Annotated in this window: 29 protein-coding genes; 2 read left to right on the top strand and 27 right to left on the bottom strand. The window is 64.6% G+C overall.

Annotation, left to right across the window (positions count from 1 at the left end):
* Nucleotide 1 precedes the first annotated feature (1 nt).
* From IVB40_RS07680 to IVB40_RS07625, 12 genes are all read right to left on the bottom strand, one after another.
* On the bottom strand, nucleotides 2-2,224 hold the full coding sequence (locus IVB40_RS07680) for a hypothetical protein (RefSeq protein ID WP_247818543.1): 2,223 nt from the start codon (nucleotides 2,222-2,224) through the stop codon (nucleotides 2-4).
* Between the two features lie 6 nt (nucleotides 2,225-2,230).
* Nucleotides 2,231-2,869 (bottom strand): hypothetical protein, encoded by a 639-nt coding sequence (locus tag IVB40_RS07675; RefSeq protein WP_247818542.1) that lies wholly within the window; start codon nucleotides 2,867-2,869, stop codon nucleotides 2,231-2,233.
* A 55-nt stretch (nucleotides 2,870-2,924) separates the two neighbouring features.
* The gene (locus tag IVB40_RS07670) at nucleotides 2,925-3,548 is read right to left on the bottom strand and encodes a hypothetical protein (RefSeq protein WP_247818541.1); all 624 of its coding nucleotides are present in this window, start codon (nucleotides 3,546-3,548) and stop codon (nucleotides 2,925-2,927) included.
* 62 nt (nucleotides 3,549-3,610) lie between these two features.
* Nucleotides 3,611-4,519 carry a phage capsid protein gene (locus IVB40_RS07665; protein WP_247818540.1) on the bottom strand — a complete coding sequence of 303 codons (909 nt, stop codon included), beginning with the start codon at nucleotides 4,517-4,519 and terminating at the stop codon, nucleotides 3,611-3,613.
* A gap of 297 nt (nucleotides 4,520-4,816) precedes the next feature.
* On the bottom strand, nucleotides 4,817-5,338 hold the full coding sequence (locus tag IVB40_RS07660; protein WP_247818539.1) for a hypothetical protein: 522 nt from the start codon (nucleotides 5,336-5,338) through the stop codon (nucleotides 4,817-4,819).
* Nucleotides 5,339-5,380: 42 nt separating this feature from the next.
* Complete coding sequence (locus IVB40_RS07655; RefSeq protein WP_247818538.1) at nucleotides 5,381-6,034, bottom strand: hypothetical protein; 654 nt, start codon at nucleotides 6,032-6,034, stop codon at nucleotides 5,381-5,383.
* 35 nt (nucleotides 6,035-6,069) lie between these two features.
* A complete protein-coding gene (locus tag IVB40_RS07650) occupies nucleotides 6,070-6,324 on the bottom strand; it encodes a hypothetical protein (protein WP_247818537.1) in 255 nt (84 codons plus the stop codon).
* 36 nt (nucleotides 6,325-6,360) lie between these two features.
* Nucleotides 6,361-6,660: a hypothetical protein gene (locus IVB40_RS07645; protein WP_247818536.1), complete on the bottom strand. Its 300-nt coding sequence runs from the start codon at nucleotides 6,658-6,660 to the stop codon at nucleotides 6,361-6,363.
* Complete coding sequence (locus IVB40_RS07640; protein ID WP_247818535.1) at nucleotides 6,657-8,285, bottom strand: portal protein; 1,629 nt, start codon at nucleotides 8,283-8,285, stop codon at nucleotides 6,657-6,659. Before IVB40_RS07640 ends, IVB40_RS07645 begins: the two co-directional genes overlap by 4 nt.
* Nucleotides 8,285-8,560, bottom strand: a complete 276-nt coding sequence (locus tag IVB40_RS07635; RefSeq protein WP_247818534.1) for a hypothetical protein — start codon at nucleotides 8,558-8,560, stop codon at nucleotides 8,285-8,287. The genes IVB40_RS07640 and IVB40_RS07635 overlap by 1 nt, the downstream gene beginning before the upstream one ends.
* An 89-nt stretch (nucleotides 8,561-8,649) precedes the next feature.
* Complete coding sequence (locus IVB40_RS07630) at nucleotides 8,650-10,269, bottom strand: hypothetical protein (RefSeq protein ID WP_247818533.1); 1,620 nt, start codon at nucleotides 10,267-10,269, stop codon at nucleotides 8,650-8,652.
* 336 nt (nucleotides 10,270-10,605) lie between these two features.
* Entirely contained in the window at nucleotides 10,606-11,178 is a 573-nt protein-coding gene (locus tag IVB40_RS07625) for a hypothetical protein (protein ID WP_247818532.1), read from the bottom strand.
* Between the two features lie 527 nt (nucleotides 11,179-11,705).
* On the opposite strand from IVB40_RS07625, the gene IVB40_RS07620 reads away from it, so the two are divergent.
* The gene (locus IVB40_RS07620; protein WP_247818531.1) at nucleotides 11,706-11,972 is read left to right on the top strand and encodes a hypothetical protein; all 267 of its coding nucleotides are present in this window, start codon (nucleotides 11,706-11,708) and stop codon (nucleotides 11,970-11,972) included.
* 8 nt (nucleotides 11,973-11,980) lie between these two features.
* Here the strand turns inward: IVB40_RS07620 and IVB40_RS07615 are convergent, their stop codons facing one another.
* The 15 genes from IVB40_RS07615 to IVB40_RS07545 are packed head-to-tail and all read right to left on the bottom strand — an operon-like array spanning nucleotide 11,981 to nucleotide 19,015.
* On the bottom strand, nucleotides 11,981-12,469 hold the full coding sequence (locus IVB40_RS07615) for an HNH endonuclease (RefSeq protein ID WP_247818530.1): 489 nt from the start codon (nucleotides 12,467-12,469) through the stop codon (nucleotides 11,981-11,983).
* Nucleotides 12,466-14,415 carry a hypothetical protein gene (locus tag IVB40_RS07610; protein ID WP_247818529.1) on the bottom strand — a complete coding sequence of 650 codons (1,950 nt, stop codon included), beginning with the start codon at nucleotides 14,413-14,415 and terminating at the stop codon, nucleotides 12,466-12,468. The genes IVB40_RS07615 and IVB40_RS07610 overlap by 4 nt, the downstream gene beginning before the upstream one ends.
* Entirely contained in the window at nucleotides 14,412-15,599 is a 1,188-nt protein-coding gene (locus IVB40_RS07605; protein ID WP_247818528.1) for a toprim domain-containing protein, read from the bottom strand. Before IVB40_RS07605 ends, IVB40_RS07610 begins: the two co-directional genes overlap by 4 nt.
* The gene (locus tag IVB40_RS07600) at nucleotides 15,596-16,303 is read right to left on the bottom strand and encodes a hypothetical protein (RefSeq protein WP_247818527.1); all 708 of its coding nucleotides are present in this window, start codon (nucleotides 16,301-16,303) and stop codon (nucleotides 15,596-15,598) included. Before IVB40_RS07600 ends, IVB40_RS07605 begins: the two co-directional genes overlap by 4 nt.
* A gap of 17 nt (nucleotides 16,304-16,320) precedes the next feature.
* Nucleotides 16,321-16,545: a hypothetical protein gene (locus IVB40_RS07595; protein ID WP_247818526.1), complete on the bottom strand. Its 225-nt coding sequence runs from the start codon at nucleotides 16,543-16,545 to the stop codon at nucleotides 16,321-16,323.
* On the bottom strand, nucleotides 16,542-16,715 hold the full coding sequence (locus IVB40_RS07590) for a hypothetical protein (RefSeq protein ID WP_247818525.1): 174 nt from the start codon (nucleotides 16,713-16,715) through the stop codon (nucleotides 16,542-16,544). Before IVB40_RS07590 ends, IVB40_RS07595 begins: the two co-directional genes overlap by 4 nt.
* Before the next feature lie 37 nt (nucleotides 16,716-16,752).
* The gene (locus IVB40_RS07585) at nucleotides 16,753-17,079 is read right to left on the bottom strand and encodes a hypothetical protein (protein WP_247818524.1); all 327 of its coding nucleotides are present in this window, start codon (nucleotides 17,077-17,079) and stop codon (nucleotides 16,753-16,755) included.
* Entirely contained in the window at nucleotides 17,076-17,393 is a 318-nt protein-coding gene (locus IVB40_RS07580) for a hypothetical protein (protein WP_247818523.1), read from the bottom strand. Before IVB40_RS07580 ends, IVB40_RS07585 begins: the two co-directional genes overlap by 4 nt.
* Entirely contained in the window at nucleotides 17,394-17,591 is a 198-nt protein-coding gene (locus tag IVB40_RS07575; RefSeq protein ID WP_247818522.1) for a hypothetical protein, read from the bottom strand. It lies immediately after the preceding gene.
* A gap of 37 nt (nucleotides 17,592-17,628) precedes the next feature.
* The gene (locus IVB40_RS07570; protein WP_247818521.1) at nucleotides 17,629-17,958 is read right to left on the bottom strand and encodes a hypothetical protein; all 330 of its coding nucleotides are present in this window, start codon (nucleotides 17,956-17,958) and stop codon (nucleotides 17,629-17,631) included.
* Nucleotides 17,955-18,167: a DUF3310 domain-containing protein gene (locus IVB40_RS07565; protein WP_247818520.1), complete on the bottom strand. Its 213-nt coding sequence runs from the start codon at nucleotides 18,165-18,167 to the stop codon at nucleotides 17,955-17,957. The genes IVB40_RS07570 and IVB40_RS07565 overlap by 4 nt, the downstream gene beginning before the upstream one ends.
* Entirely contained in the window at nucleotides 18,164-18,355 is a 192-nt protein-coding gene (locus IVB40_RS07560; protein WP_247818519.1) for a hypothetical protein, read from the bottom strand. Before IVB40_RS07560 ends, IVB40_RS07565 begins: the two co-directional genes overlap by 4 nt.
* On the bottom strand, nucleotides 18,352-18,699 hold the full coding sequence (locus IVB40_RS07555; protein WP_247818518.1) for a hypothetical protein: 348 nt from the start codon (nucleotides 18,697-18,699) through the stop codon (nucleotides 18,352-18,354). Before IVB40_RS07555 ends, IVB40_RS07560 begins: the two co-directional genes overlap by 4 nt.
* A complete protein-coding gene (locus IVB40_RS07550; protein ID WP_247818517.1) occupies nucleotides 18,696-18,833 on the bottom strand; it encodes a hypothetical protein in 138 nt (45 codons plus the stop codon). The genes IVB40_RS07555 and IVB40_RS07550 overlap by 4 nt, the downstream gene beginning before the upstream one ends.
* Nucleotides 18,830-19,015 carry a hypothetical protein gene (locus IVB40_RS07545; RefSeq protein WP_247818516.1) on the bottom strand — a complete coding sequence of 62 codons (186 nt, stop codon included), beginning with the start codon at nucleotides 19,013-19,015 and terminating at the stop codon, nucleotides 18,830-18,832. The genes IVB40_RS07550 and IVB40_RS07545 overlap by 4 nt, the downstream gene beginning before the upstream one ends.
* Nucleotides 19,016-19,191: 176 nt before the next feature.
* Between IVB40_RS07545 and IVB40_RS07540 the strand changes: the two genes are divergently transcribed.
* Nucleotides 19,192-19,866: a hypothetical protein gene (locus IVB40_RS07540; protein WP_247818515.1), complete on the top strand. Its 675-nt coding sequence runs from the start codon at nucleotides 19,192-19,194 to the stop codon at nucleotides 19,864-19,866.
* Nucleotides 19,867-19,887 lie beyond the last annotated feature (21 nt).

Genomic DNA, 19,887 nt, shown 5'->3' with positions numbered 1-19,887 from the left:
CTCAGTCCTCCGCCACTTCGATCTTGGGTGACAGCGCCAGTACCGTGCAGGGCAGCGCGTCGTCGCATTCGAATTCGAGCTGGGCTTCTTCGGCCCAGGCGCCCTCGACCGTCATCTTCAGCTTTTTCGAGACCAGCGGCGGCATCGTGGAATAGTCATAGGCGCCGGTCTCGATCGCCGGCTCCCAAAGCTCCGGATTGTCTTCTTCCGAATTGTAGACGCGCAGCCGCCCGCCGCCGGCATAGAGCAGCTGTACCAGCGCCTCATGCACCGTCTTTTGCTCGCCGGTCGTCGATCCGGTTTGCGTGTTGAAATTGCGCGGCAGATCGCGGATGTAGCCTCGCACCGGAATGCCGACCAGGATGTCATCGGACGGCCGGTCGAGCGCGATCGTTCCGCCGACCACGACCTTGCGCTTCTGCATCGCGCCGTCGGCGAACACCCCGACCGTTTGTCCCTCCAGATGCGCCAGCTGGGTGATCTGCGTCAGGCCCGAGCCCGTGATCCGCAGCGCGCAATCGAGGAACCAGGCGCCGGCCGCCGTCGGCGCCCTGACGTCCTGCGGCTGGAAATAGTCGGCCATCTGCTCGACATAGCGCTTGGTTTGGCCGGCGATCGTGCGTCGCACGATCAGATAGACCTCATCGGTCCCCGACGAGACCGAGGGAATGCTGCACATGTCCTCGATAAAGGCATTGGTGCGCGGATGCCGGCAGAACGCCGCCACCTGCTGCTCCGGCATGAAGGTCAGCGACGCCAGGCTGCCGTCGGAGAACCAGAGCCAGAGCACGCGGTTCGGATCGCGCTGCCAGCAGGCGCCGACAACGCCAGGCGCGAAGATGTGCTCGGCGACCACCGAGAGCTCCTGGCTCGCCAGCTGCTGCGACTGGCTTGCCGGATCGACCTTGGTGTAGTGTAGCCGTTTCTGGGTGCGGCCGAGGAACATCACGCCGCCGTCGATCGCGTTGGCGATCTGCGCGGCCGAGCCGTCCGAGCCCATCGCAAACGGTCTGGTCGTCTTGGGCGTCAGTGCATCGAAAGCGGACGGCCCGCGCAGCACCCACTCGATATCGGAGGTGCCGAGCATCAGGATGCCCGACGACGGCAGCGCCCACTTGATCTCGACCAGACTGCCATCAGGCGCGATCACCCGGAACGCGATCGCATCGGTGTCGTCGGCCTTGGCGAGGTCGAAGTTCTGAACGTCGTCTTCACCTGTCAGCCAGCCGATATTGCCGCGGTACCAGCCGAGCCGCGGATAATTGTAGGCGACGACCTCGGGATACCCCTTGCTCGAAGTCCATGCCGGCGCCGACCATCGGTAGGTCGCGCCGGAAACGACGTTCGCGGGCAGCCGCGTCAGAACCGTCGCCAGCACCTGGTTCGCGCTGACGAACGAGGTAATACGCACGAACCCGTAGCCGGGATGCAGGAAGCGCCACGTCTGTTTGCCCTGCCCCGCGGAGACATCGCCTTCAGTGTGCACTGGCGCATTCGGGCCGGCGTCGACCGCATCGATGCGCGCCTGGTAGACGTTGCCGTTCCAGCGCCGCTCGGCGAGCAGGGCAATAGCCGTTTCAACTGCCGACCACTCCGGCGTCGTCGACAGATCCCGATCGTCCAATCGCATGACACCGCCGACCATGTCGGCCGTGAACGGGCTATTCACCCCCGTCAGGGTGATGGTCGAAGTCACGCCGTTCGCCTGAACCGTGATCGTCGTGTCGAGATTTTGGCTGTCGAGCGGGCCGCTGGTGGGCGCGTAGTCCGCGCAGGTCCAGTTCAGGTTTGCGACACGCGTGATCGTCTGCGGCTTTGCGGTACCCGAGGCAACGAAGATCTGGTTGCCGGCTTGCGCCGCGCGCAAATTCGCAAGATCTGCCTCCGCCCACGGCACCGACGCCTCATAGGGCGTCGTGTCCGGGTTCTGCAGAAAGCCACCCTGGCGCACGAAGCGGCTGACGCCGGCATTGATCACCAGCGCGTAATAGTCGTTCGAGGTGCGCCGGAACGGAACCAGCTTGCCGCGTTGCGACTGATCCTTGAGCTCGAGCACGAAGCGCGTGCCTGGCGCGCGCGTGGCGCCGCCGCCCTTCATGACGATGAAGTTTTCCATCGCCTCGACGGCGATCTGGTATTTCGCGAGATCCGCGCGCGCGGCGATTTGCGGGCCGATCTCGCCGCCGGCAAACGTGACGCGGTCAATGGAGGAGCGGACGGTCATGCCGCCTCACCAGAGCCGACGGCCGGAAAAGCCGCGGCCGCGGCGCGCCGCCTCCCAGGAGGTCTCGGGACGGCATTGCTGGCGGCGCTCCTTGGCATCGATCGTTGCGGCGCCTGAGACAGCGCCCTCGGCGCGTTGGCGCATCTGCTCGCCGAGCTCGCGCGAGCGGCCGAGGCTTTCCGCGAGATAACTGGCCAGCATGAAACCAAAGGCGTCGAGGAACAGGCTGTCCCACAGCCGCGGTGTCCTGACGTCCTTGGTGTAGCAGACGGTCGGGTCAGTGATGTTGGTGACGAGGATAATCACCTCGACGTCCACACCACCAACCGAGGCCGCGCCGCTCTCGACGTCCCACTCGCGCTGATTATCGCCCTTGATGAAGCGGACGCGCAGGCACTCGGCCGGCATCGGAAAGCGGAGCTTCAGGTGACCAAGCGACTGCACCGGATCCTGCGCTGGCTGCACCCAGCCGGTGGCGAAATTCCATGGCTTGAGCCGGAGCGTGGCCTGGCGCGCCACGGGGAAAAACTGCCGCACCTTGCGCGCCCGGGTCGTGGTGTCCGACATGGACGCGATCTCGGGCTGGCCGAGATGGCCGAGCCCGAGATTTGCCGCGAATTCTTCAGTACCGACGGTTGCGGTCATCGTCGCCCCAAGACGAGAGGAAACACCGCGCGGTCACCCGCGCGGCGTGGAGGCGTCAGGCGCCCTTGCTGTACGAGATGTTGCTCCAGACGCTGCCGGCTGCCGTCGCTGCCACATTGAGCGTCAGCCAAAGCGCAAGGTTGCCGCCGGGGTTGGCCGACAGGCCGGCGAGCTCCCAGGCGCGCTTCTTCATGTTCGCCGGCGTCGCAACGCCGGAGCCGGTTGCCGCCGCCAGCGAAACCGTCGCCGCCGCGGCCAGCGTCTGTCCGTTGACGATACAGTCCGCCACGATCATCGCGCCGCCGTTGGGATAGGCCAGGCCGATATCGTTGTCGGTGGCGCTGGTGATTGCGGTGGTGACGATGCTCGACAGCGGATCGATAATGGCATCGGCCGGCACCTCGCCGATCATGTACTTCGAACCGATGCTGTCGCCGTTCGCGATCGCAATGAGCGAGTTGATGCGCCGCACCTCTGCCGCGGCGTTGATGCCGTCGATTGCCTTGAGAGACGACGGATCGCGCGCACCGCTTCCGTAACCGATAACGACGGCCATCGCGACGAAACCGGCGCCGCCCGCCGCATGGTGCACAGCGTCCATCTGCACGATGCCGCCGACAAGCGCCACAACTGCGAGCAACCCGGCGATCGCCAGTCCTCGCTGATAGTTCTTTGACATCTTCGTCTCCTGGTGAATTGGAAAAAGGTGAAGGCGCCGGCCGAGGCCGACGCCAGCGCGCGTTACTTCTTGGTCAGGATCTTGACGACCTTGATGTCTTCCGACCGCGCCGCACCGAGCCACTGCTCCATCTGCGGATGCGGGCGCATCATCTTGTCGGGCCGCAACGGCACGTTGACCGTCAGCGGATCGAATTCGCCCCAATACACGCCGGACTTGCAGAACAGAGCGGAGGTGTAGGTCGAACCGTCGTAGTCTGCGAACGCTGCCGAACCATCATTCGGCGGCAGGATGGTGATGTTGAGGATCCGCTGCGGCTCGTCGGGGGTCTCGAGCGGCTTGCCGTTGCGGTAGTCGTGGCTGATGAAGGTGAGATCGCGGAACAGCTCCTCGATCTGCTGCGCATTGCCGGAGTAGAACAGCTCCTCATCCCCCGTGATGACCTGGCCCGACTGCATCAGCCGGCGGCCGCGGAGCAGCTTGCGCACGTTCATGCCCGTCGCCGTGGTGTCGTCGGTCGATGACGCGCCGATGCCGACGGTGACGGTCTGGCCGGCCCAGGCCGAGACGGTGGTGCCGTCGGCGCCGATCTTGCGCGAGCCGAACATGGCTTGCGACAGGATGGTGTCCTTGCCGCGCACCATCGCGGCGGCGCCGGCCTGGGTGAACGGGCCCTGATAATCGGTCAGCGCCTTGATCGCGTCTTCCTTCTCGATCAGCTTGCCCCAGGCGAGCTGGCGCGGCGTGATCCAGACCGGCTCGATCGAGTTGTCGATGTCGGGGGTGTCGGCCTTGCGCCCGAGGTCGACCACGGCCGACGCCGAGCCAATCAGCTCAACCATCGTCGACTGCCGGCCGGACAGACCAGTCTGATACGAAAAGCCCATGTCGAGCCGCGAGCGCTTTTGCTGCACGGCCAGCATGATGTTGTTCTGGTAAGTGAGTTTATGTGCGTCGGTAATCGGTCCCATTGGGATCTCCGGACGAAGCGTTGAAGGGTTCGGTTGCTTCGGCCGGGGTGCGGCTCATGCTTGCGCACGAACGGGCCCGCCTATCGTTTAACGCCTGCATTCGGCGGAGCGGCTTTCGCTCAGGTCAGGCGGGCCTCTCGCACGCAAGAGCGCGGGAGGGTGCGGCCATCCTGAAAGGGCGCCGGCCCGAAGGCCGTGCGCCAAGTCAGGGAGGAAACGCCCAAGGAGGGCAGCGGTAACGCAAGAGCGCTACCGCACGGTCGTGAAGCTAGGTTACGGCCGAGGCCGTCAACCGCATCAGTCGACCGATTTGACGTTCTTGCCGCCGTAATCGTTGCCGGCGGTCGCGCGGATGACACCGACCAGGCGCTTCTTCTTGAACTCGTAGACATGGTCGGAGCCCGCCGGACGGTACTTTCCATCCGGCACCGGGTGCTCGCCGCCGAAACGCTCGTCGTCCTCGCTGGGCTCGAAGCTGCCGGCGCGCCCCTCCTGGGGGATGTCGCGGGAATATTCCGCGTGGACGCGGCGCACCGCCCTTGCAGCTTCGGTCCGCTTGTCATCCGAGGTGGCGACCATCGCGGCCTCCTCCTCATCCATGGCGCGGATCCGACGCACACCCTCGGTGGCATCGGCTTCCGCCTTGAGCAAGATCGCCGCCTCGAGATCCTTGCGCTCGGGATATTTCTCGATCGGCACATCGATGCGCTGCGCCAGCGCCTTGACGGCAGCATCGTCCATCTTCTTCAGCTCGGCCTCGAGGCCGTCTACGTTCTGCTTGATCTGGGCCTTCTCGCCCGCCGTGAGTTCAGCTTCCATCGTTTGCTCCTGTTGCTCCTGCCACACTCGGTTGCGGCGCGACTATTTGCGCGCCTCGATCTCCATCAGATCATTGCGCTGCTTGATGAAGGCAGCATTCTGCGGATGGCGCGGATTGTTGAAGACAGCGAACCATTCCTTGTCGTTCTCAAGCTGCAGCCGCTCGGCGCGCGCTTGCGCCGGCGTCTTGGCACCGAAGCTGCCGCCGGCCTGGCCGACGAGCTTATCCTCGCCCATCGCGGCGCCGATCCGCTCGAACAGCTCGACCATCGCCGGCGAGCCCATGGCCTGATCCATCTGGGCGCCGGTGACGCTGTCGGGCTTGAAGAACGCGAAAGCGCGCTTGGCGATCGTGGTGCGCTCGTCGTACTTGTCGCCCCAGTTGGCGCGGAGCTTGTTGTCGAGCTCGCGGTTGGCGACGGCACCGGCATCACGGAACGCCTTCAGCTGCGCGTTCTCATGCGCATGCATGCCGTCATAGACCGCTTTGGCCTGCCACGGCGCCAGCCGCGCGTCATGGGCGAGATCCGCGAACTTGCCGAACGCCTTCTCGTCGTGCACCTCCCCATCGGCAAGCTTTGGCGCCTCGATCGTGTAGGCCTGCCGGTCCGGGCTCCAGCCGAGCTCAGTGTAGCCACCCCAGCCCTTCAGATTATTCGGGTCGGGCTTACCCACGACATTGCGGTTGCGCGCCATCTCGTCGGCCTGGCGCGCCGATGACAGCGCCGTTTTCAGGTCGGGGAAGTTCTTGCCGTCGAGATATTTGACGGTGTCCGCATCGAAGCCATGATCAGGGGACCGCCACCAGCCTTGGTCATTCGATCCGGCGCCTGCTCCGGCACCTGCGCCAGCACCAGCACCTGCACCTGCGCCAGCACCAGCACCGGCGCCAGCACCGGCGCCAGCACCAGCCCCAGCACCAGCACCCGTACCAGCACCTGCGCCAGCTCCGCCACCAGCGCCGCCCGTGCCGCTCGCGTTTTCATCGAAAAGATACGGCCGACGATAGAAATCAAAAACCCTCACTTGGTGCCTCCTTGCGTGCGGTCAATTTTGGTCAGTTCGAACAGGGCGAGATGGTCGACGTTCGCCAGCTTGAAGATCTCCAGCGCGCATTGCCGGCGCCCTTCGGCGATCGCGGCAAGATGGGCATTTGGCTCGTTGATTGGCGCAAACACGTGATTGCGGAGCGCTATGTCCGCCAGTGTTGCCTTGAACTGGCCGCCGAAGGCGATGTAGCCGCGGATAACTTCCATGCGGCGCTGATCGTCGCCCCAGACGGTGCGAAACCAGTTGGGCCAGTTCTCGAATTTGATCTTCATCTGCCGGCGCGGCCCTTCGCGAGCATCTTGGCTTGGTCGGCGTGCGAGACATCTGCATAGATCGCCGCCTGCTGCTCTTGCTGCTGCAAAGCGATCGCCTGCTGCTGCGCCTGTGCGCGGGCCTGCCGTATCTGTTCGACCTGCCGCGGATCCAGCTTGATCGAGGGAACGCCGGAGAGCGCGTCATGCAGCACGCCGGAATAGCCGTCGACGTCGATGTCGTCGACCCAGCGCGGATCCTGCGTCGCTTCGAACAGCTTGATCTTGGTCGACACCCAGCTGGTGGCGCCGTTCGCCGTATCGGCCTTTTGCGCCTTGACGAACGGCGACACGAAGGTCGGCGTCACGGCCGCACGCAGCAACTCCGGCGGCGGCGGTCCGATGGTGCGGGTCACCACGCCGAGGCGATCGAGCAGCAGGGCGCGGCGACGGATGAAGCCGGCGAGGCCGCGCTGCACGCGGATCAGGTTCGGCGCCAGCGACTTTAATTCGTCCTGGCTGAAGGCCTGCACTTCCTCTGCCGTCATCTGCGGCCGCGCGCCGAGCGTCGAGGCTAACGCGAAGCGGAACGCGCGCCGCACCTGGTTGCGCAAATCGTTCTGCAGCTGCAGCGGCAGCGCGAGCTGCTTCGTGCGCTCCAGCAGCTGCGCCGGCGGCTTGCCGTTGCCGGCGCTGTCGCCGAACAGCACATTGCCCGGCACGATGTCGGCCGTGGTCATCACGTCCTCGTCGGACGCCCACCACATCGGCTCTGCATCGAACTGGATGCCGACCATGGTGGCGCGCGCGACCTCGTCGAGCGACGACATGTCGGGCAGCGCGTTGTGCCCGGGACCACGCGCCCAGACGCGGCCCGAGCGCATCGACCATTCGATCTGATGCACCGGCAGATCGAGATAGCCGCTCTCTGTGTAAAAATTCGTCTTGTCAGGCGACGCGTAGCACGACTTGAACGGCATGTGTCTCGAGAACGGACTGCCTGGCCGAAACTCAGGATTTGGCGAAAGCGCGTGCACGAACACGATCTCTTCATCGTCTCGCGCGGTCGGGGCGCGATCGCCGAACTTGCCTTTGGCCTGGCGCCCCGTGAGCCGGAATTCCCGATGGAACGTGTCGAGGTCGCCGTTGGCGTCAACGTCCTTGTAGCAGCCGGAGATCGCCAGGTTTGGGGTAACGATGCGCCCCTGCCCCACCATCTCCTCCTGCCACATGAAGCCGGAGCCGAGCATACCCATGTCGCCGAACCAGCCGGGGACGTTGAGATAGAAATTGTCGATGGTCGGGTCGATCGAGGCCAGGATCAGCGTGGTGTAATTCCACAGATAATCCTTGGCCGGCTTCCACTTTGCGAGCTCCGGATCGGCTGGGACGCCCCAGGAGAACCAGCGCTCGGCCGGGTTGGTCGCCTTGGAGAACATGCCGCCGACATAGTCGTCGTTGGCATAGAGCGGCGTGCTGTCGAAGGGATCATCGCCATTCGGCTGGCGCTGGTCGTTGCGGTTGCCGCCGGAGAGATCCTCGTCGCTCTGCATCAGCCGCGCGATCTCGCGCCAGCGCGGCTCCTCGAGCGCGCGTTTCTTCTTCAGCTCGGCGTGACGCCCCTCGATCTCCGACCAGGCTGACATTACTGGCCCGACAGCAGGCGGAAGCCGACGGGCGGAGCGCCAAGCTGCGTCTGCATCCCAATGCCGAACGAGGATCCCTGCTGCAGCTTTCGCTTCTGGTTCTCGGTCGCGACCACCGCACTTTCGCTGTCGCTTGCCGGCGCCGCCGCAGCGGCCGCCAGCACGGCCGCATCCTGCTGTGCCTTCAGCGCCTGCTGCTGCGTCGCAGTCGCGGCGGCCTGTGCCGCGTCGGCCTTGCTGGTATCCGGCGGATCCATGCCGAACCAGTCATCCATGATTTTGCCGAACCAGCCCATGAGGCGCCCGCGGGGTTATGTTGAGGTTGCCGACCCTACGGGCGCGTCTAGCCCGTCAACCGCCGTTTTCAACCTCGTTTCCGCTTCATCGGGTTGTAGCGGCCGGCGTTCCGGGCCTCTTCCTTGCGCTGCGCTCGCTGCGCCGCCGCTGCCCCGACGCGACGCTTGGCTTCTGAGCTGCCGCACGCCAGCGCGCCATACTCGGCGGCCTCGCAGGTATGACCGTCTTTGGTCTTGGCGACCGAGCCGAGGTCGTCGGTACCGGCGATGTGCTTGAAGTGGTAAGTCTGTGCTGCACCACGACGGATCGTCTTGCAGCTGGGATCCACGACCAAACCCGGCTCGCCGGCCTCGCAGGTGTGGCGTAGCTTGGATTTCATTGCCTCATGCCGCGTCGTCGGATTGTTCGTCGGCGCCGGATGGACCCTTCTCCCCAGAAATTTCGCGAGGTTCTGCCGATCCGAGCCCGCCTCGAGATCCTCACCCGCGCACATCGCCGGGTCGCATAGCGAAAGAAACTCGCAACCCTCGAACCGCGTCGCCTCGAGCTGCAGCATTGCGGTGGCAAGCTCGCTCATGCCGCCGCGATCGAGCGGACACTCCGCCAGGATCCGCAGCTGCCCGTTGGATTTTTCCTGCATGTAGACGGTCGTCGGCGTCAGCCCTCCATCCGTGCCGGTGATGACAGGCAGCTCCTTGATGACCGGGATGGTATACTTGGCCATGTTCCGATCCTCGTCCCATTCGGGCCAGACCGGATTGTTGGCGCGCGTGAAGCCCGGCCGCGCGTGGATCATTCGTTTGATCCACCAAGGCCGGTGCGAGTTCATCATCGCCGAATTTTCATAATACCCCCGACCCATCGCCTCGATGTTCTCAGCGTTGTCGGCGAGACCAGAGGGTTGCGCGTGCAACACGTGGCCTGGCTTTTTGTTCTCATAAAAATCGCGATAGATGAAATGCAGCACGTCGGGAGCGTTGCCGTCGCCGTAGAAGCGGCCGGCACGCTTGATGATCTCGCGCGGCGGTTCGCGGCCGACACGATCGACCAGCGCCGAGCATAGCTCCTCCGGCAGCGTCGGCCATTCGTTGAAATAGCAATCGGTGAACTCGTTACCGAGGATGTCGTCCGGATCCATGGTCTCGCCGAAGGCGCGGAAGCGGTTCGTCAGCATGACCCTGCCGAACTCGTCTTCGAAGGAGAGCGTGTGCTCGGCTTCGCGCGGGCTCGCACCGGTCCACTTCGATCCGGGCATGTCCTTGGGGAAAAGTTTCCACCAGGAGGGGATTGTCGCCTTCCAGATATTCACGTACTTCTGTCGCCATGTGCCGAGCACGTATCGGCGCACCCCGTCCGCACCGGGAAAAATCCTTTGGGCCTCGACCAGCGCTTTCTTGCCACTCGCGATCGTCTTGCCGGAGCCACCAGGCCCGATGATGAGATCTGCCGGATTGTGCGACAGGATATAGCGATCGCTGATCGGCCCCGCGCTCCGCATCAGGTTTACCGTCCCCGTCTTGTCCTGCTTGTGCAGATCGTCGACGACGTCCGGAAACTGCTTTCGGAATTCGTCGTCGGCCTCGAGGTGGCTCATCTGATTTTTGTAAGGGTTCGCCGATCCCAGAACATCGGCGAGCGAAGTCTGCTCGAGCAGCGCCTGCGGGCTTGAGCCTGCGTCGATCGTCACGCGAATTCCCCCCGCCCCGTTTCGCCTTTCCAAAGATCGCGCACCTTGGCGGAGACCGGCCTGCCGACAAGGCAGGAGGTTGAAAACGCGCGCGGAAAAAATCGCGCGCTAGGGGGGCAAGGGGTGGCGATGTTAGGTTTTGGGGGTACCGCCCCCCGGCCAGGCCGGGGGGGTGCACCCTTGAAAACTCGGCCGCAGGCCTCCGCATTGCTGCGGCGCCTGCGGCCAGGTCGACGCTCGATCCGCACGATCGAGGCCGACGTCACCGGCTCTGAGGGCCTCTCGGCCGGTGATTTGGGAGTAGCTGCCCTACAGCCACAAGCCCTTGAGATCGCTTCACTTGTCCTCACCGTGCGACACGTCGCTGTGCGACACGTCGAGCGCCGGTTCGGCAAGTGGTTGATTTTCCTGCGTTTGTTCAATGTACAGCCATGGTGCCCTGACCGAGCCGTCCGGCCCGATCGCGGGCGCACTCTGGCCCGGGAACACCATCGTCAACCGAGGCGTCACCGCATTGCCCAAGCCGTCGACCTGCGCCATCTGCGCGTAGAAGTACCGCGCGAGCTCGCTCCACATGCGGTCGAGCCGATCGAATGCCTCGAGCTTGCTGCAGCCGAGCTCGATCGCCAGCGTCTCCGGCGTGTGCATCGCATAGCGAAAACGCCGCTCCAGCGGATCTCCGCAGAGTTTCCGCACGAATTCGAGCATCTCGCGCGTCGCCTTGTTCTGCGCGCCAGGCGGACGGCCGCGGCGATCGGCCTTGATCGCGGCCTCGACGCGCTCGACCTGGCTGTCGGTGAGGCTCGGCCGCATCGCCGGCATCAGGTCGAGCTGCTCGGCCGCCGGCGCCGCTGCCGCCGCCGCCGCAATCACTCCCACGATCGCGGCCTTCTGGTCCTTCTTCGCCATCGCTGACGCTACCTCGCTGAATTTCCGGCCATTTTTAATTCAGCGATGCGAGCGGCAACCGCTTGCTCCCGCGCCGCACTGTCTGGACTGTCTAATCAACTGTCTGACTGTAAACCCATGAAACACCTATCCTTTTTAAATTATTAGACAGTGTAGACAGTTAGACAGCAACATCCCTATACGCGCGCGCGCGCGTGCACGTGCACACGAGCGGAGGCACTGTCTAACTGTCTACACTGTCCAAGATTGCCGATTGCTGTGCCTTTTCATCAGGTTGTCGCTAGACACCCGCGTAGACAGCATCAAGATCGACTGCCTACTCCCCGCGCCCGCAAGGCTCACGGCACGCGCATCGGCTAAAATGAGCCGAACAGATCGCCGTCAATCGCTGTTTGCAGGGAAATAGAGGCCGCGCGGCGCGCGCTCGCGCCTGCTATCGTCGTTCAAGGTCTATCCAAGGCGAGCGCGGGACAAGCCGCGCGGACCTTTTTAAACCGCCACGGGGCGAGGGAGCGGGAGACACGCTGATGGGCGCACTCGATGTATTCGACCATCGCGCGGAAATTGAGTACGCCACGCAGCACCCTGCAAAGGATTTGGATCCGCCGGCGTCGCCCTTTATCGGTCTCACCTATGCGATGGCTGGGATCGTCTTGCTATTTGCAGCCTATGTAGTTTGCGTCCGCTATTGGCGGGCAATGGGCGCGGGTGTTGCGAGGTGGGTAGCTCGCCCAATCACGACGAAGCTTGGTCGCGGAGGCCGCGCGTTGCGTGGCTGGTGGCTCGAGGACTGACTGCTAAATCAAATCCAGAGATCTTCGTCGCGCTCGCCTGGCGCGAGGATCGCCTCGCACACCGGCGCCGCCGGCCGCGCGATCGGCGGCTCATCGAAGTCCATCTCTTCCATCCCGTAGCCGCGCCGGCGCAGCAGCTTGAGCTGCTGGTTCAGCTTTGGCGGGATCGCCTGCAGATGGTCCGGGTTGACGCATTTGCGGCACGGGCGCGGGTCCGGCGCCCAGCGCGCGCACATGTGGTCGACGTCGTAGCCAAACGGGATCGGGCCGACAAAGGTCTCGTAGACGTAGCGGTGCACCGGCATCGCGCGCCTGGTGCCGGGCCGTAGGATGCGCCCATAGGCGCCGAGGCCGTGCCATTCACCGGAGCCATCATCGCCGCCAAGCCACAGCCAGCAGCCGCACGGCGTCACCCAGACGCGATCGGGCGCAAGCAGCTCCTCGAGCGTTTGCGGCTGCCGCCGGCGCTCGCGCGGGATCTTGAGCCGGTCGCTCATTTTTCCGGCGCCGCGTGGTAGCGCTCAATCACGATGAGGGTGCAGCGCTGCTGCGTGCCGTCGATCGTGATCTTGTTGATCGGATCCGTCTTGATCATCACGCCTGGCACGGGGCACTGCTGCAGAGCATCGCGCCATGCGCCGCGCTGCCAATCACTGCCCTCGAGCAGCTCGGCCACCTTGCTGGAGCGGTGAGGCACCGCCAGCACCCATCCGGAGTTCGGCAGTCCGTATTTGGTCAGGGCCGCCTCGAGCGTCAGGCCCTGGCTCCGCATCACGCCGGCCACGAGCTCGTGCGTGTTGTAAAGCCCAAGGCCGGCAACGTTGAGATCGCGCTTGGCCGTGCCCCGGTCGAGCATCGGCTGGCCATCCGTATCCTTCTCGTGCAGATCGTGCAGCACCTGGCCGATCGTGTTGCGATGAGAGTTGCGCCAGGCCTTCACGACCGAGGTGAGGATGCGATCGACGCATTGCCGGTAGTTCGGCGCGCCGCCCTCCACCTCCGGCAAGCTCTCGGCCGCCATGTTCTCGGTCCAGAAGCGTTCCTCCTCGGGCCCCACGGGCACGCCGAGCTCCGCCGCGAGCTCGTCACCGAGCAGCATCGCCGCGCACGCCAGCAGCGTCGCGTAGGTGTCCTGGCCTCGCTTGTCGTGGCCGCCCTGGGCGAGGGCCTCGGCAAACCGGGCATATTGCATCCGGAAGCCCTGCCCGTTCTCGCCCCAGGCCCGCATCATCATCGAGAGGATCTTCGGCCCGACCGTCTCCGCGTTGATCGGTTGCGGCTTCTCGCTGCCCTTGTCGAACGGCAGCATGCGCAGCACCGCGACGCGCGACATGTCGCTGGCGCGATGCAGCGGATTGTTGATCGCTGAAAACAGGAATGCCGAGCGCATCTGGAATTCCGAGGCGGTGCCGCCTGCGGATCCACGCCGGCCGATCGCGCCCGACGCCGAGGTGCGCATCAGGTCAGCGATGTTCTCCGCCTTGCGCTCGTCGATGCCCGGCTCCATTTCGTCGAGCGCGACCGCGCGGCTGTCGTGGCCCATGGCCTGGTAGATGCCGGCCGCGGTGCTGTCCGACGAATGGAAGATGGCATCGCCGAACAGGGCCTTGAGCGTGTCCTGCAGCGTTGATTTGCCCGTGCCCTTGTCGCCGAGCAGCAGCACCGACGGCCGCCAGTCGAGCGCGCCACCGAGATAGCCGCAGCCGATCCATCCGAGCAGCAGCACCGGGTCAACGTCGGGGCGCGCCCATTTGCTGCGACGGAAGCCGGCCAGGAGCTCGCGGCAGGGATTTTCCTCAACCGTAATCTCTTCGGTCCATGGCCCGTGCAAGGCTGACAAATGCGGGTAGAGCTTGCCCTCATAGACGCCGGTCGGCAGCGAGCGGAAACGTCCCTTGTCGCAGGTCCAGAGCTCGTCGCCGGCGTGGTAGATCACATTGCCTCCGCGATAGGTCCACGCGCCGCGGCCGCGCATCTTGTCGTTAGGCGAGAAGAAGCCCTTGCGCGAGCAGGCGAGGAACAGGATCTCCTTGATGTCGTCGGCTTCGAACGAGACGATCTCGCTCGGCTTGGTGATGACGCCCTTCTTGTCGACAACGGGCTTCGACCAGCGCGGGCACATCCATTTCGGATAGTTCGGCGCTGCCGAGAACAGGTCCTGGATGCCGACCTGGTTGAGCTTCTCCGCCTTGATCGCGCGAAACTGACCGCGGCTGTCGATGAAATAAAACAGATCGCCCTCATAGCCGATCGGCTCGACCGGGCATTCGCAGCCCTTGTCGGACGGCATGCCGTACAGATCCGGGCTCCATTGGCCGGCGAACACGTTCTTGTCGCCGCCGCGCGGCTCCATGGGCGGGGGATCGGCGCGCTGCTTGCGCAGCCGCTCGATCTCGCGCGCCTTCTTGTCCATCTGCACGACGTTGGATGGCGGCTTTGTCATCGGTGTACCGCCGTCCTGTAGTCGCCAACGCCGCGATGAGTGTCGTTCAAATCCTTACCCCGGATGGCAGCGAGCTCGACGACGATACGGCCGCCGCGCTGCAGGTCCCGAAAGCCGCGATCGAACTGCGCAACGGCCTGCGGCTTGTCCCAGTCGTTCTGACGATGGACGATGATGCTGTCGATGAACGACGGAATGCGCTGGGCCACGTTCGACATGTTCGACAGCGAGATCATCGCCCAGACGCGATACTGAGACGCCGCGTAGACGGCGGAGAGCCCGTCCTCGATGCCTTCGGTCAGCACCAATGTCTCGACGACGCCGTTCTGCTCGAAATTCTCCCGCGCCTGGCGCACCGTGAGATGCTCGCCGCCGTTCCAGAGCGGAATGACGGCGCCGGCGCTGTCAGGCCACACCTTGCGGCCGGGCTGCTCCGTGCCGTCGGGCGCGGGCTCAAGATCGGCCTTGCCCATGCCGTCATCGCGCAGGAACGTCTGGTGGATCGCAACGATCCGCATGTCCTTGTCGACGCAGCAGGCGATCAGGCAAGGGTGGTAGCTCTCGGACAGTTTTGCGCCGTCCTTAGCTCGGCGGATGTATTTGTGGCGCGGCAGGAAGCGCAGACATTTCGGCGCGATGTTGCCGCCGCGCGGGCCGATGAACGGGGCTTCGCGCAGGTCGAGACCGCGGATCTCGCGCAGATAGACCTCGGCCGGCGTGCCCATCACCGGCTGAGCGCCCGTGAACGTCATGAAGGCAGCCTTGCGCTTGCGCTCGAGGTCCTGCGCGGCTTGCGTGCGCTGCGCGGCCTGCTTTGCGGCCGCCTGGGCGCGATCGCGCGCAAGGTCTTCAGCAGACACACGATCGAGGCCGAGCTGGTCGACCGCAAAGCGCGCTGCTTCCTTGGCGCCGCGGCGATCGAGGTGATACCAGCCGTTGCAGTAGGCGATCAGCTCGAGCGATCGGCCCTTCTCGTCTGTCGTGTAGTTCTTCCACGACAGTCCGTCACTTTTCAGCCAGATCGCGAAATTGCCGCGCCCCTGCCCGCGTGGATCGTCGATCACAATCGTTGCGCCTGTCTTTTTGGCGATCTTGATCTTGCACATCGACAGCACGTCATCAGGCCGATCGTCGAGGATCCGCTTGATGTCGTCAAAACCCCGGCGCGTGCGAAGGTCGATCACAGCCGCTTGCCCTTCACCTGCAACATCATGGAGCTCATCAGCACGTCGAAGCCCGCATCCTTGTCGCGCTCGGCCTCGATGGCCGCGACAGACTTGTGCACGGCCTGCCGCGAGACGCCGATCGCGCGACCGATATTGGCCTTGCCAAACTGCAGGCCTTCGACCAGCAGGTAGACGGCGCAGCGGCGCAGGCGCGAGGCCTGCAGCCAGACCGGATCGTTCGTGTTCTCGCTGGTGAAGTCCTGGCTCAACATCAGCTCAGGATCCCAGCCTCGCTGGATCGCGAGCTGCACCGTCACCGATCGCAGGTAAGCCTGGCAGAGCGAAAGCTTCTGCGCGGGGGCTTCTCCGCTGGCGAGCGCGTCGAGCGCGTCGTTGAGCTTGTCGATCGTTGCCTGTTTCGGCGCATGCTGGCCTCTCAGCAGGCAGAACCAATTGCCGAGATGCACGTCGGCGGCGCGGCACAGCTTTTCATGGCTGACGCCCGCTGCCTTCCGGCGCCGGTCGATCGCCGCGATGGTTGACGAACCACTGTGGTTGGGCTTGCTGGAGACGGTTGACGAACCACTGCGGTTTGAATTCAGCGCCTTGGTTGACGAACCACTGCGGTTTGTCGATCTCGGCGCGAACGTCAGGTTCAGCGCGGTGTCGGCGATGATGTCGAGTTGTCGCGGCGCCGGCGCCGGCGCGAGATAGCTGGTCATGGTGATGCGTGCCCCGTTTATTCGTCGTTCAACGCAGTACTCAACACGGACAAGGTATGGTCGAGCTCGGGATCGATCTTCGCCGTCGGCTCGATGGTCATGAGGCCGCGCACGTTGGCGCCGGCGCGCTGCAGGATCTTGGCCCACAGACTGTCGCGCACCCATTCATAGCCGGTGCGATCCTGCGCTTCGGCGGCCCGGGCGCACTCCTCGATCAGCGCGTTGCGCTCCTGTGGCGTCACTTCGGCTCCGGCTGGTGAGTGTCAGATAGCGGCGTGTGGCGAAGCGCCCGGTCGTGGCACCAATCCGACAAATCGAGCGCCCACGCGCCGACAAAAAAGAAGGGGAAGCCAGCGACATAGATCGTCAGCTCCGCCACCTTCCAGCCGATGAATTTCAGGCTCTTTCTCAACGCTCGCCCTCCGGCCGGTGATATGCGGTTAGCGGCTTCACTTCACGACGCTCAGGTGTTTGGCCTTTCGAAGCAGCAGGCCACCCCGTGAGACGTGGTCGCGCTCCCACGGGCTGAGCGTCTGGATGGCCGTCGGCCGGTACCATTCGTGGTCGGCTCGGATCTCCTGGTCGAACACGCGGTACATGCTCGACTTCATCATTCCTTTGCAGCCGTGCGTCGCGCGGCAGTCGACCATGAAGGGCGTGACGCCGCGCTCGAGATCCACGGTCACGATGTGCCCCTTGCACTTTTCGCAGACGTAGATGTTCTTTTTGCCTTGGAAGCCTTCCGGCTCTGCCTGCGCGGCGTCACTCTTCATCATGACGTCAGTTCCTTGACGATCCACATGACGGACTGTTCGAGCGAGGTGATCGCGAGCGCGTTGTAGCGCCCCGGCTTCACCTTGGCGTAGAGCTCCTCGAGCTCAACCGCCTTGCTCTTCAGCTGGTCGTGCAACGACTTCTCTTCGTCTGTCAGCGCGCGATACTGCGGCCGGAAGCGGCTGACAGGGATCAGGCCGCCAGCCTGGCGACCGTCGGGCTTGCCTTCGTAGACATGCGACTTGTGCTGCGAGAGGCCGGCGGCGCCGACCCCTGCGTTGGCCGGCGCGCCGGCCGATGGTGCTTCGGCTTCCATTTACTTCTCCTGTTGAGCCGCATGGTCCGGTGCGGCGGGCCGGTGAGACGTGTTTAGCTGCCTCGACACTTTGAATTGAATGGCCGCCTCGGCGATCGCAGCCTCGGCGAGCTCATCGACCTTGCGGCCGAGCTCGACAGAGGCCGCCTCTAGCTGCTCCATCGTTGCTTCGTCGACGTAGCATTCAAGGATAGGCATCACTTCCCCTCCGGCCGGTGACAGGTTGCTAGCTGCCTCATGGGGTGGGCCTCGACTTGATGCGCTGCTCGACAGCTGCTGACAGTGCGTCGCGCATGTCCGGCAGCAGCACTGCAACGACACGGCCGACGCTCAGCGCGCGAGGCCGGTTATGTCGACGCAGCGCGTGATCAGCGAGGTACAGCGCCCGGGCATAGAGCCGGGCGACGTCGTCGATCACCCGTTCGCCTTCGGCGGGCTGGCGATCGGCGCGCTCGACATCAGCCTCCAGACGGCTGATCTCATCGGCATCAGGGCCGAAGCGCATCTGGATTGCGGCCTCGCCGGCGGCGATCAGGCGCATCAGGATTTGCTCCCGCTCGATCATGCCGCACCTTTTTCGATGCGGCCGATCTCGCGCTGCAGATACCAGACGGCCTTTTTCAGATCAGTGACGGGCGCCTCAGACTTCAGCCCGGCTCGCCAGATATATTTGACAGCGTTGCCGAGGTTGAAGCCCATGTGCTCGGTCACCGTGATGCACTCGACCCCGCTCGGGTGCGAATTGTAATGCTTGGGGTGCTCGACCTCGCTCATGCCGCCACCCTGCCCAGCTCGCGGAAATTGACGATCCACGCGTGCACCAGGCTCTCGGGCAGCTTCAGCTCCGCCGCGATCGCCGCCGTGTCGAACCGGCGCTGCCACATCGTGACGACGTCGGGATATTTCTTCAGCTGGGCGCGGGTGACATGCCCGCCAACGGACGCCGTGCGCTGCGGGATCATTGCTTGCCCCGCCAGTGCACACAGAGGATGAAGCACTTCGGCGCGCCGCCGATCGCGGTCGTGATCGCCTCGATCCGGGCGCCGCCGTTGCGCGCAGCAAAGCCGGTCAGCTCCTTCTCCATGATCGCGCGCACGGCTTCCGGCCAGGTCTCCATCCGGTGACCCATCTTGCCGATCCGCCCGAGGTCGAACTCGTCGAGCGCCGTAACGATTGAGCAGACGTTGCAGCCGGCAAGCTCGAGCCCGACGGTGCGCTCGATCTCCTTGCGCTGCATGTCGGCGACCTGGCCGAACGGCGTGTCGGAGGTGGATGCCGTTCGCGGCATGGCGCAGCTCTCGCTCATCGGCTCACCTGCAGCAGGCAGAACCAGACGTTCGCCGCGGCGCCGGCGATCAGCGCCGCGGCGACCCACGCCAGCGCGAGGCGAAGATCTCGCGTCCCCTCCGGCGTGGGATTGGTGAAGTGACGTGTTTTCATGCGGCTTCCCCCTTTTCAGGTCGCGGCAGATCGGCGAGATGCTTGCGCATCCGCTCTTCCTCGGCCTCCAGGGCCGCGACCAATTTGGCGTTGGTGGAGGGCCACCCCTCCCGCGTCTTGCCCTTGGCGATCCGCAGCGCGGTCGAGGGCGACATGCCGGCTTTCAGGGCGATTTCGCTCAAGGTGAGCCCGATCGCCTCAGATCTCCGCTTGATCTCTTCGATTGCAACGATAATTTGCATAGTTGCAAATGTAAGCTGTGATTTGCAAACCAACGTCAAGTGCAATGTTGCATAATGTAGATAGTGCCGGCGTTTTGCATACTAGACCTAGCATCCTTGCTCGGTTGGATTTGCAAATGGCTAAAAAGTCCGTGAAAACGGAGCGGTCGGCGCGAGCCGAGATCGCCGCGAAACAGCGCGCGTATCTCCGCGACACCTTCAAAGAGCTGGGGATAACTGCCAGCGGGGCGGCTTCGGCCCTCGGTCTGTCGGCCTCGACCTTCACCCGCTTTCTGAAGCTGCCAGATGCTAGCGAAAAGATGCTCTCAACCCGGACCATGACCCAGGTCGAGCAGCTCAGGCAGGTCAACTCAGACAGCTCGATGCCGACGACGGCACAAGCGGCCTGGGGAGCAGTGCACGAAGAAGCCGTGCGCGTGATCCTTGAAGGAAAGTCGGGGGAGCAGCTGGCCCGCGTGCTCGCTGCGTTAATCGGCGACCGCATCGGCATCGAGCCGTGGCAGCTTCACACGCGGGCACTGGAGCTCGAGGGCTTCATGCCGGGGGATATCGTTCTGGTCGATCAGAACGCCTCGCCGCGGCCCGGCGACGCCGTTTACGCTACCGTGGAGGAGCACCGCGGCCGATCGGAGCCGATCATGCGGCTATTCCAGCACGCCGGACCGGTCAACGTGCTCGTCGCGCGCACGATGGACCCGAAGGCGCCGCCAGCGCTGGTCGTCGATCGAGACCGGGTAGTGATTCGCGGCGTGCTGCTTCCGCACCGGTTAAGCGGGAAGCTAGCGGCCTGAATGCAAGATTTCACGTGAAAC

This window comes from Bradyrhizobium sp. 40, from assembly GCF_023100925.1.
GTDB lineage: Bacteria > Pseudomonadota > Alphaproteobacteria > Rhizobiales > Xanthobacteraceae > Bradyrhizobium.
This window is presented reverse-complemented; position numbering and strand designations above follow the sequence as displayed.

Excerpts from the sequence above, each read along its gene's own strand:
- IVB40_RS07680 (WP_247818543.1), bottom strand. The coding sequence starts at position 2,224 with ATGACCGTCCGCTCCTCCATTGACCGCGTCACGTTTGCCGGCGGCGAG.
- IVB40_RS07560 (WP_247818519.1), bottom strand. The coding sequence starts at position 18,355 with ATGATCCCGCAGCGCACGGCGTCCGTTGGCGGGCATGTCACCCGCGCC.
- IVB40_RS07655 (WP_247818538.1), bottom strand. The coding sequence starts at position 6,034 with ATGGCGCGCAACCGCAATGTCGTGGGTAAGCCCGACCCGAATAATCTG.
- IVB40_RS07625 (WP_247818532.1), bottom strand. The coding sequence starts at position 11,178 with ATGGCGAAGAAGGACCAGAAGGCCGCGATCGTGGGAGTGATTGCGGCG.
- IVB40_RS07580 (WP_247818523.1), bottom strand. The coding sequence starts at position 17,393 with ATGGAAGCCGAAGCACCATCGGCCGGCGCGCCGGCCAACGCAGGGGTC.
- IVB40_RS07610 (WP_247818529.1), bottom strand. The coding sequence starts at position 14,415 with ATGACAAAGCCGCCATCCAACGTCGTGCAGATGGACAAGAAGGCGCGC.
- IVB40_RS07565 (WP_247818520.1), bottom strand. The coding sequence starts at position 18,167 with ATGAGCGAGGTCGAGCACCCCAAGCATTACAATTCGCACCCGAGCGGG.
- IVB40_RS07675 (WP_247818542.1), bottom strand. The coding sequence starts at position 2,869 with ATGACCGCAACCGTCGGTACTGAAGAATTCGCGGCAAATCTCGGGCTC.
- IVB40_RS07575 (WP_247818522.1), bottom strand. The coding sequence starts at position 17,591 with ATGCCTATCCTTGAATGCTACGTCGACGAAGCAACGATGGAGCAGCTA.
- IVB40_RS07650 (WP_247818537.1), bottom strand. The coding sequence starts at position 6,324 with ATGAAAACGCGAGCGGCACGGGCGGCGCTGGTGGCGGAGCTGGCGCAG.
- IVB40_RS07615 (WP_247818530.1), bottom strand. The coding sequence starts at position 12,469 with ATGAGCGACCGGCTCAAGATCCCGCGCGAGCGCCGGCGGCAGCCGCAA.
- IVB40_RS07665 (WP_247818540.1), bottom strand. The coding sequence starts at position 4,519 with ATGGGACCGATTACCGACGCACATAAACTCACTTACCAGAACAACATC.
- IVB40_RS07640 (WP_247818535.1), bottom strand. The coding sequence starts at position 8,285 with ATGTCAGCCTGGTCGGAGATCGAGGGGCGTCACGCCGAGCTGAAGAAG.
- IVB40_RS07670 (WP_247818541.1), bottom strand. The coding sequence starts at position 3,548 with ATGTCAAAGAACTATCAGCGAGGACTGGCGATCGCCGGGTTGCTCGCA.
- IVB40_RS07570 (WP_247818521.1), bottom strand. The coding sequence starts at position 17,958 with ATGATCGAGCGGGAGCAAATCCTGATGCGCCTGATCGCCGCCGGCGAG.
- IVB40_RS07660 (WP_247818539.1), bottom strand. The coding sequence starts at position 5,338 with ATGGAAGCTGAACTCACGGCGGGCGAGAAGGCCCAGATCAAGCAGAAC.
- IVB40_RS07585 (WP_247818524.1), bottom strand. The coding sequence starts at position 17,079 with ATGATGAAGAGTGACGCCGCGCAGGCAGAGCCGGAAGGCTTCCAAGGC.
- IVB40_RS07540 (WP_247818515.1), top strand. The coding sequence starts at position 19,192 with ATGGCTAAAAAGTCCGTGAAAACGGAGCGGTCGGCGCGAGCCGAGATC.
- IVB40_RS07620 (WP_247818531.1), top strand. The coding sequence starts at position 11,706 with ATGGGCGCACTCGATGTATTCGACCATCGCGCGGAAATTGAGTACGCC.
- IVB40_RS07645 (WP_247818536.1), bottom strand. The coding sequence starts at position 6,660 with ATGAAGATCAAATTCGAGAACTGGCCCAACTGGTTTCGCACCGTCTGG.
- IVB40_RS07635 (WP_247818534.1), bottom strand. The coding sequence starts at position 8,560 with ATGGATGACTGGTTCGGCATGGATCCGCCGGATACCAGCAAGGCCGAC.
- IVB40_RS07555 (WP_247818518.1), bottom strand. The coding sequence starts at position 18,699 with ATGAGCGAGAGCTGCGCCATGCCGCGAACGGCATCCACCTCCGACACG.
- IVB40_RS07600 (WP_247818527.1), bottom strand. The coding sequence starts at position 16,303 with ATGACCAGCTATCTCGCGCCGGCGCCGGCGCCGCGACAACTCGACATC.
- IVB40_RS07550 (WP_247818517.1), bottom strand. The coding sequence starts at position 18,833 with ATGAAAACACGTCACTTCACCAATCCCACGCCGGAGGGGACGCGAGAT.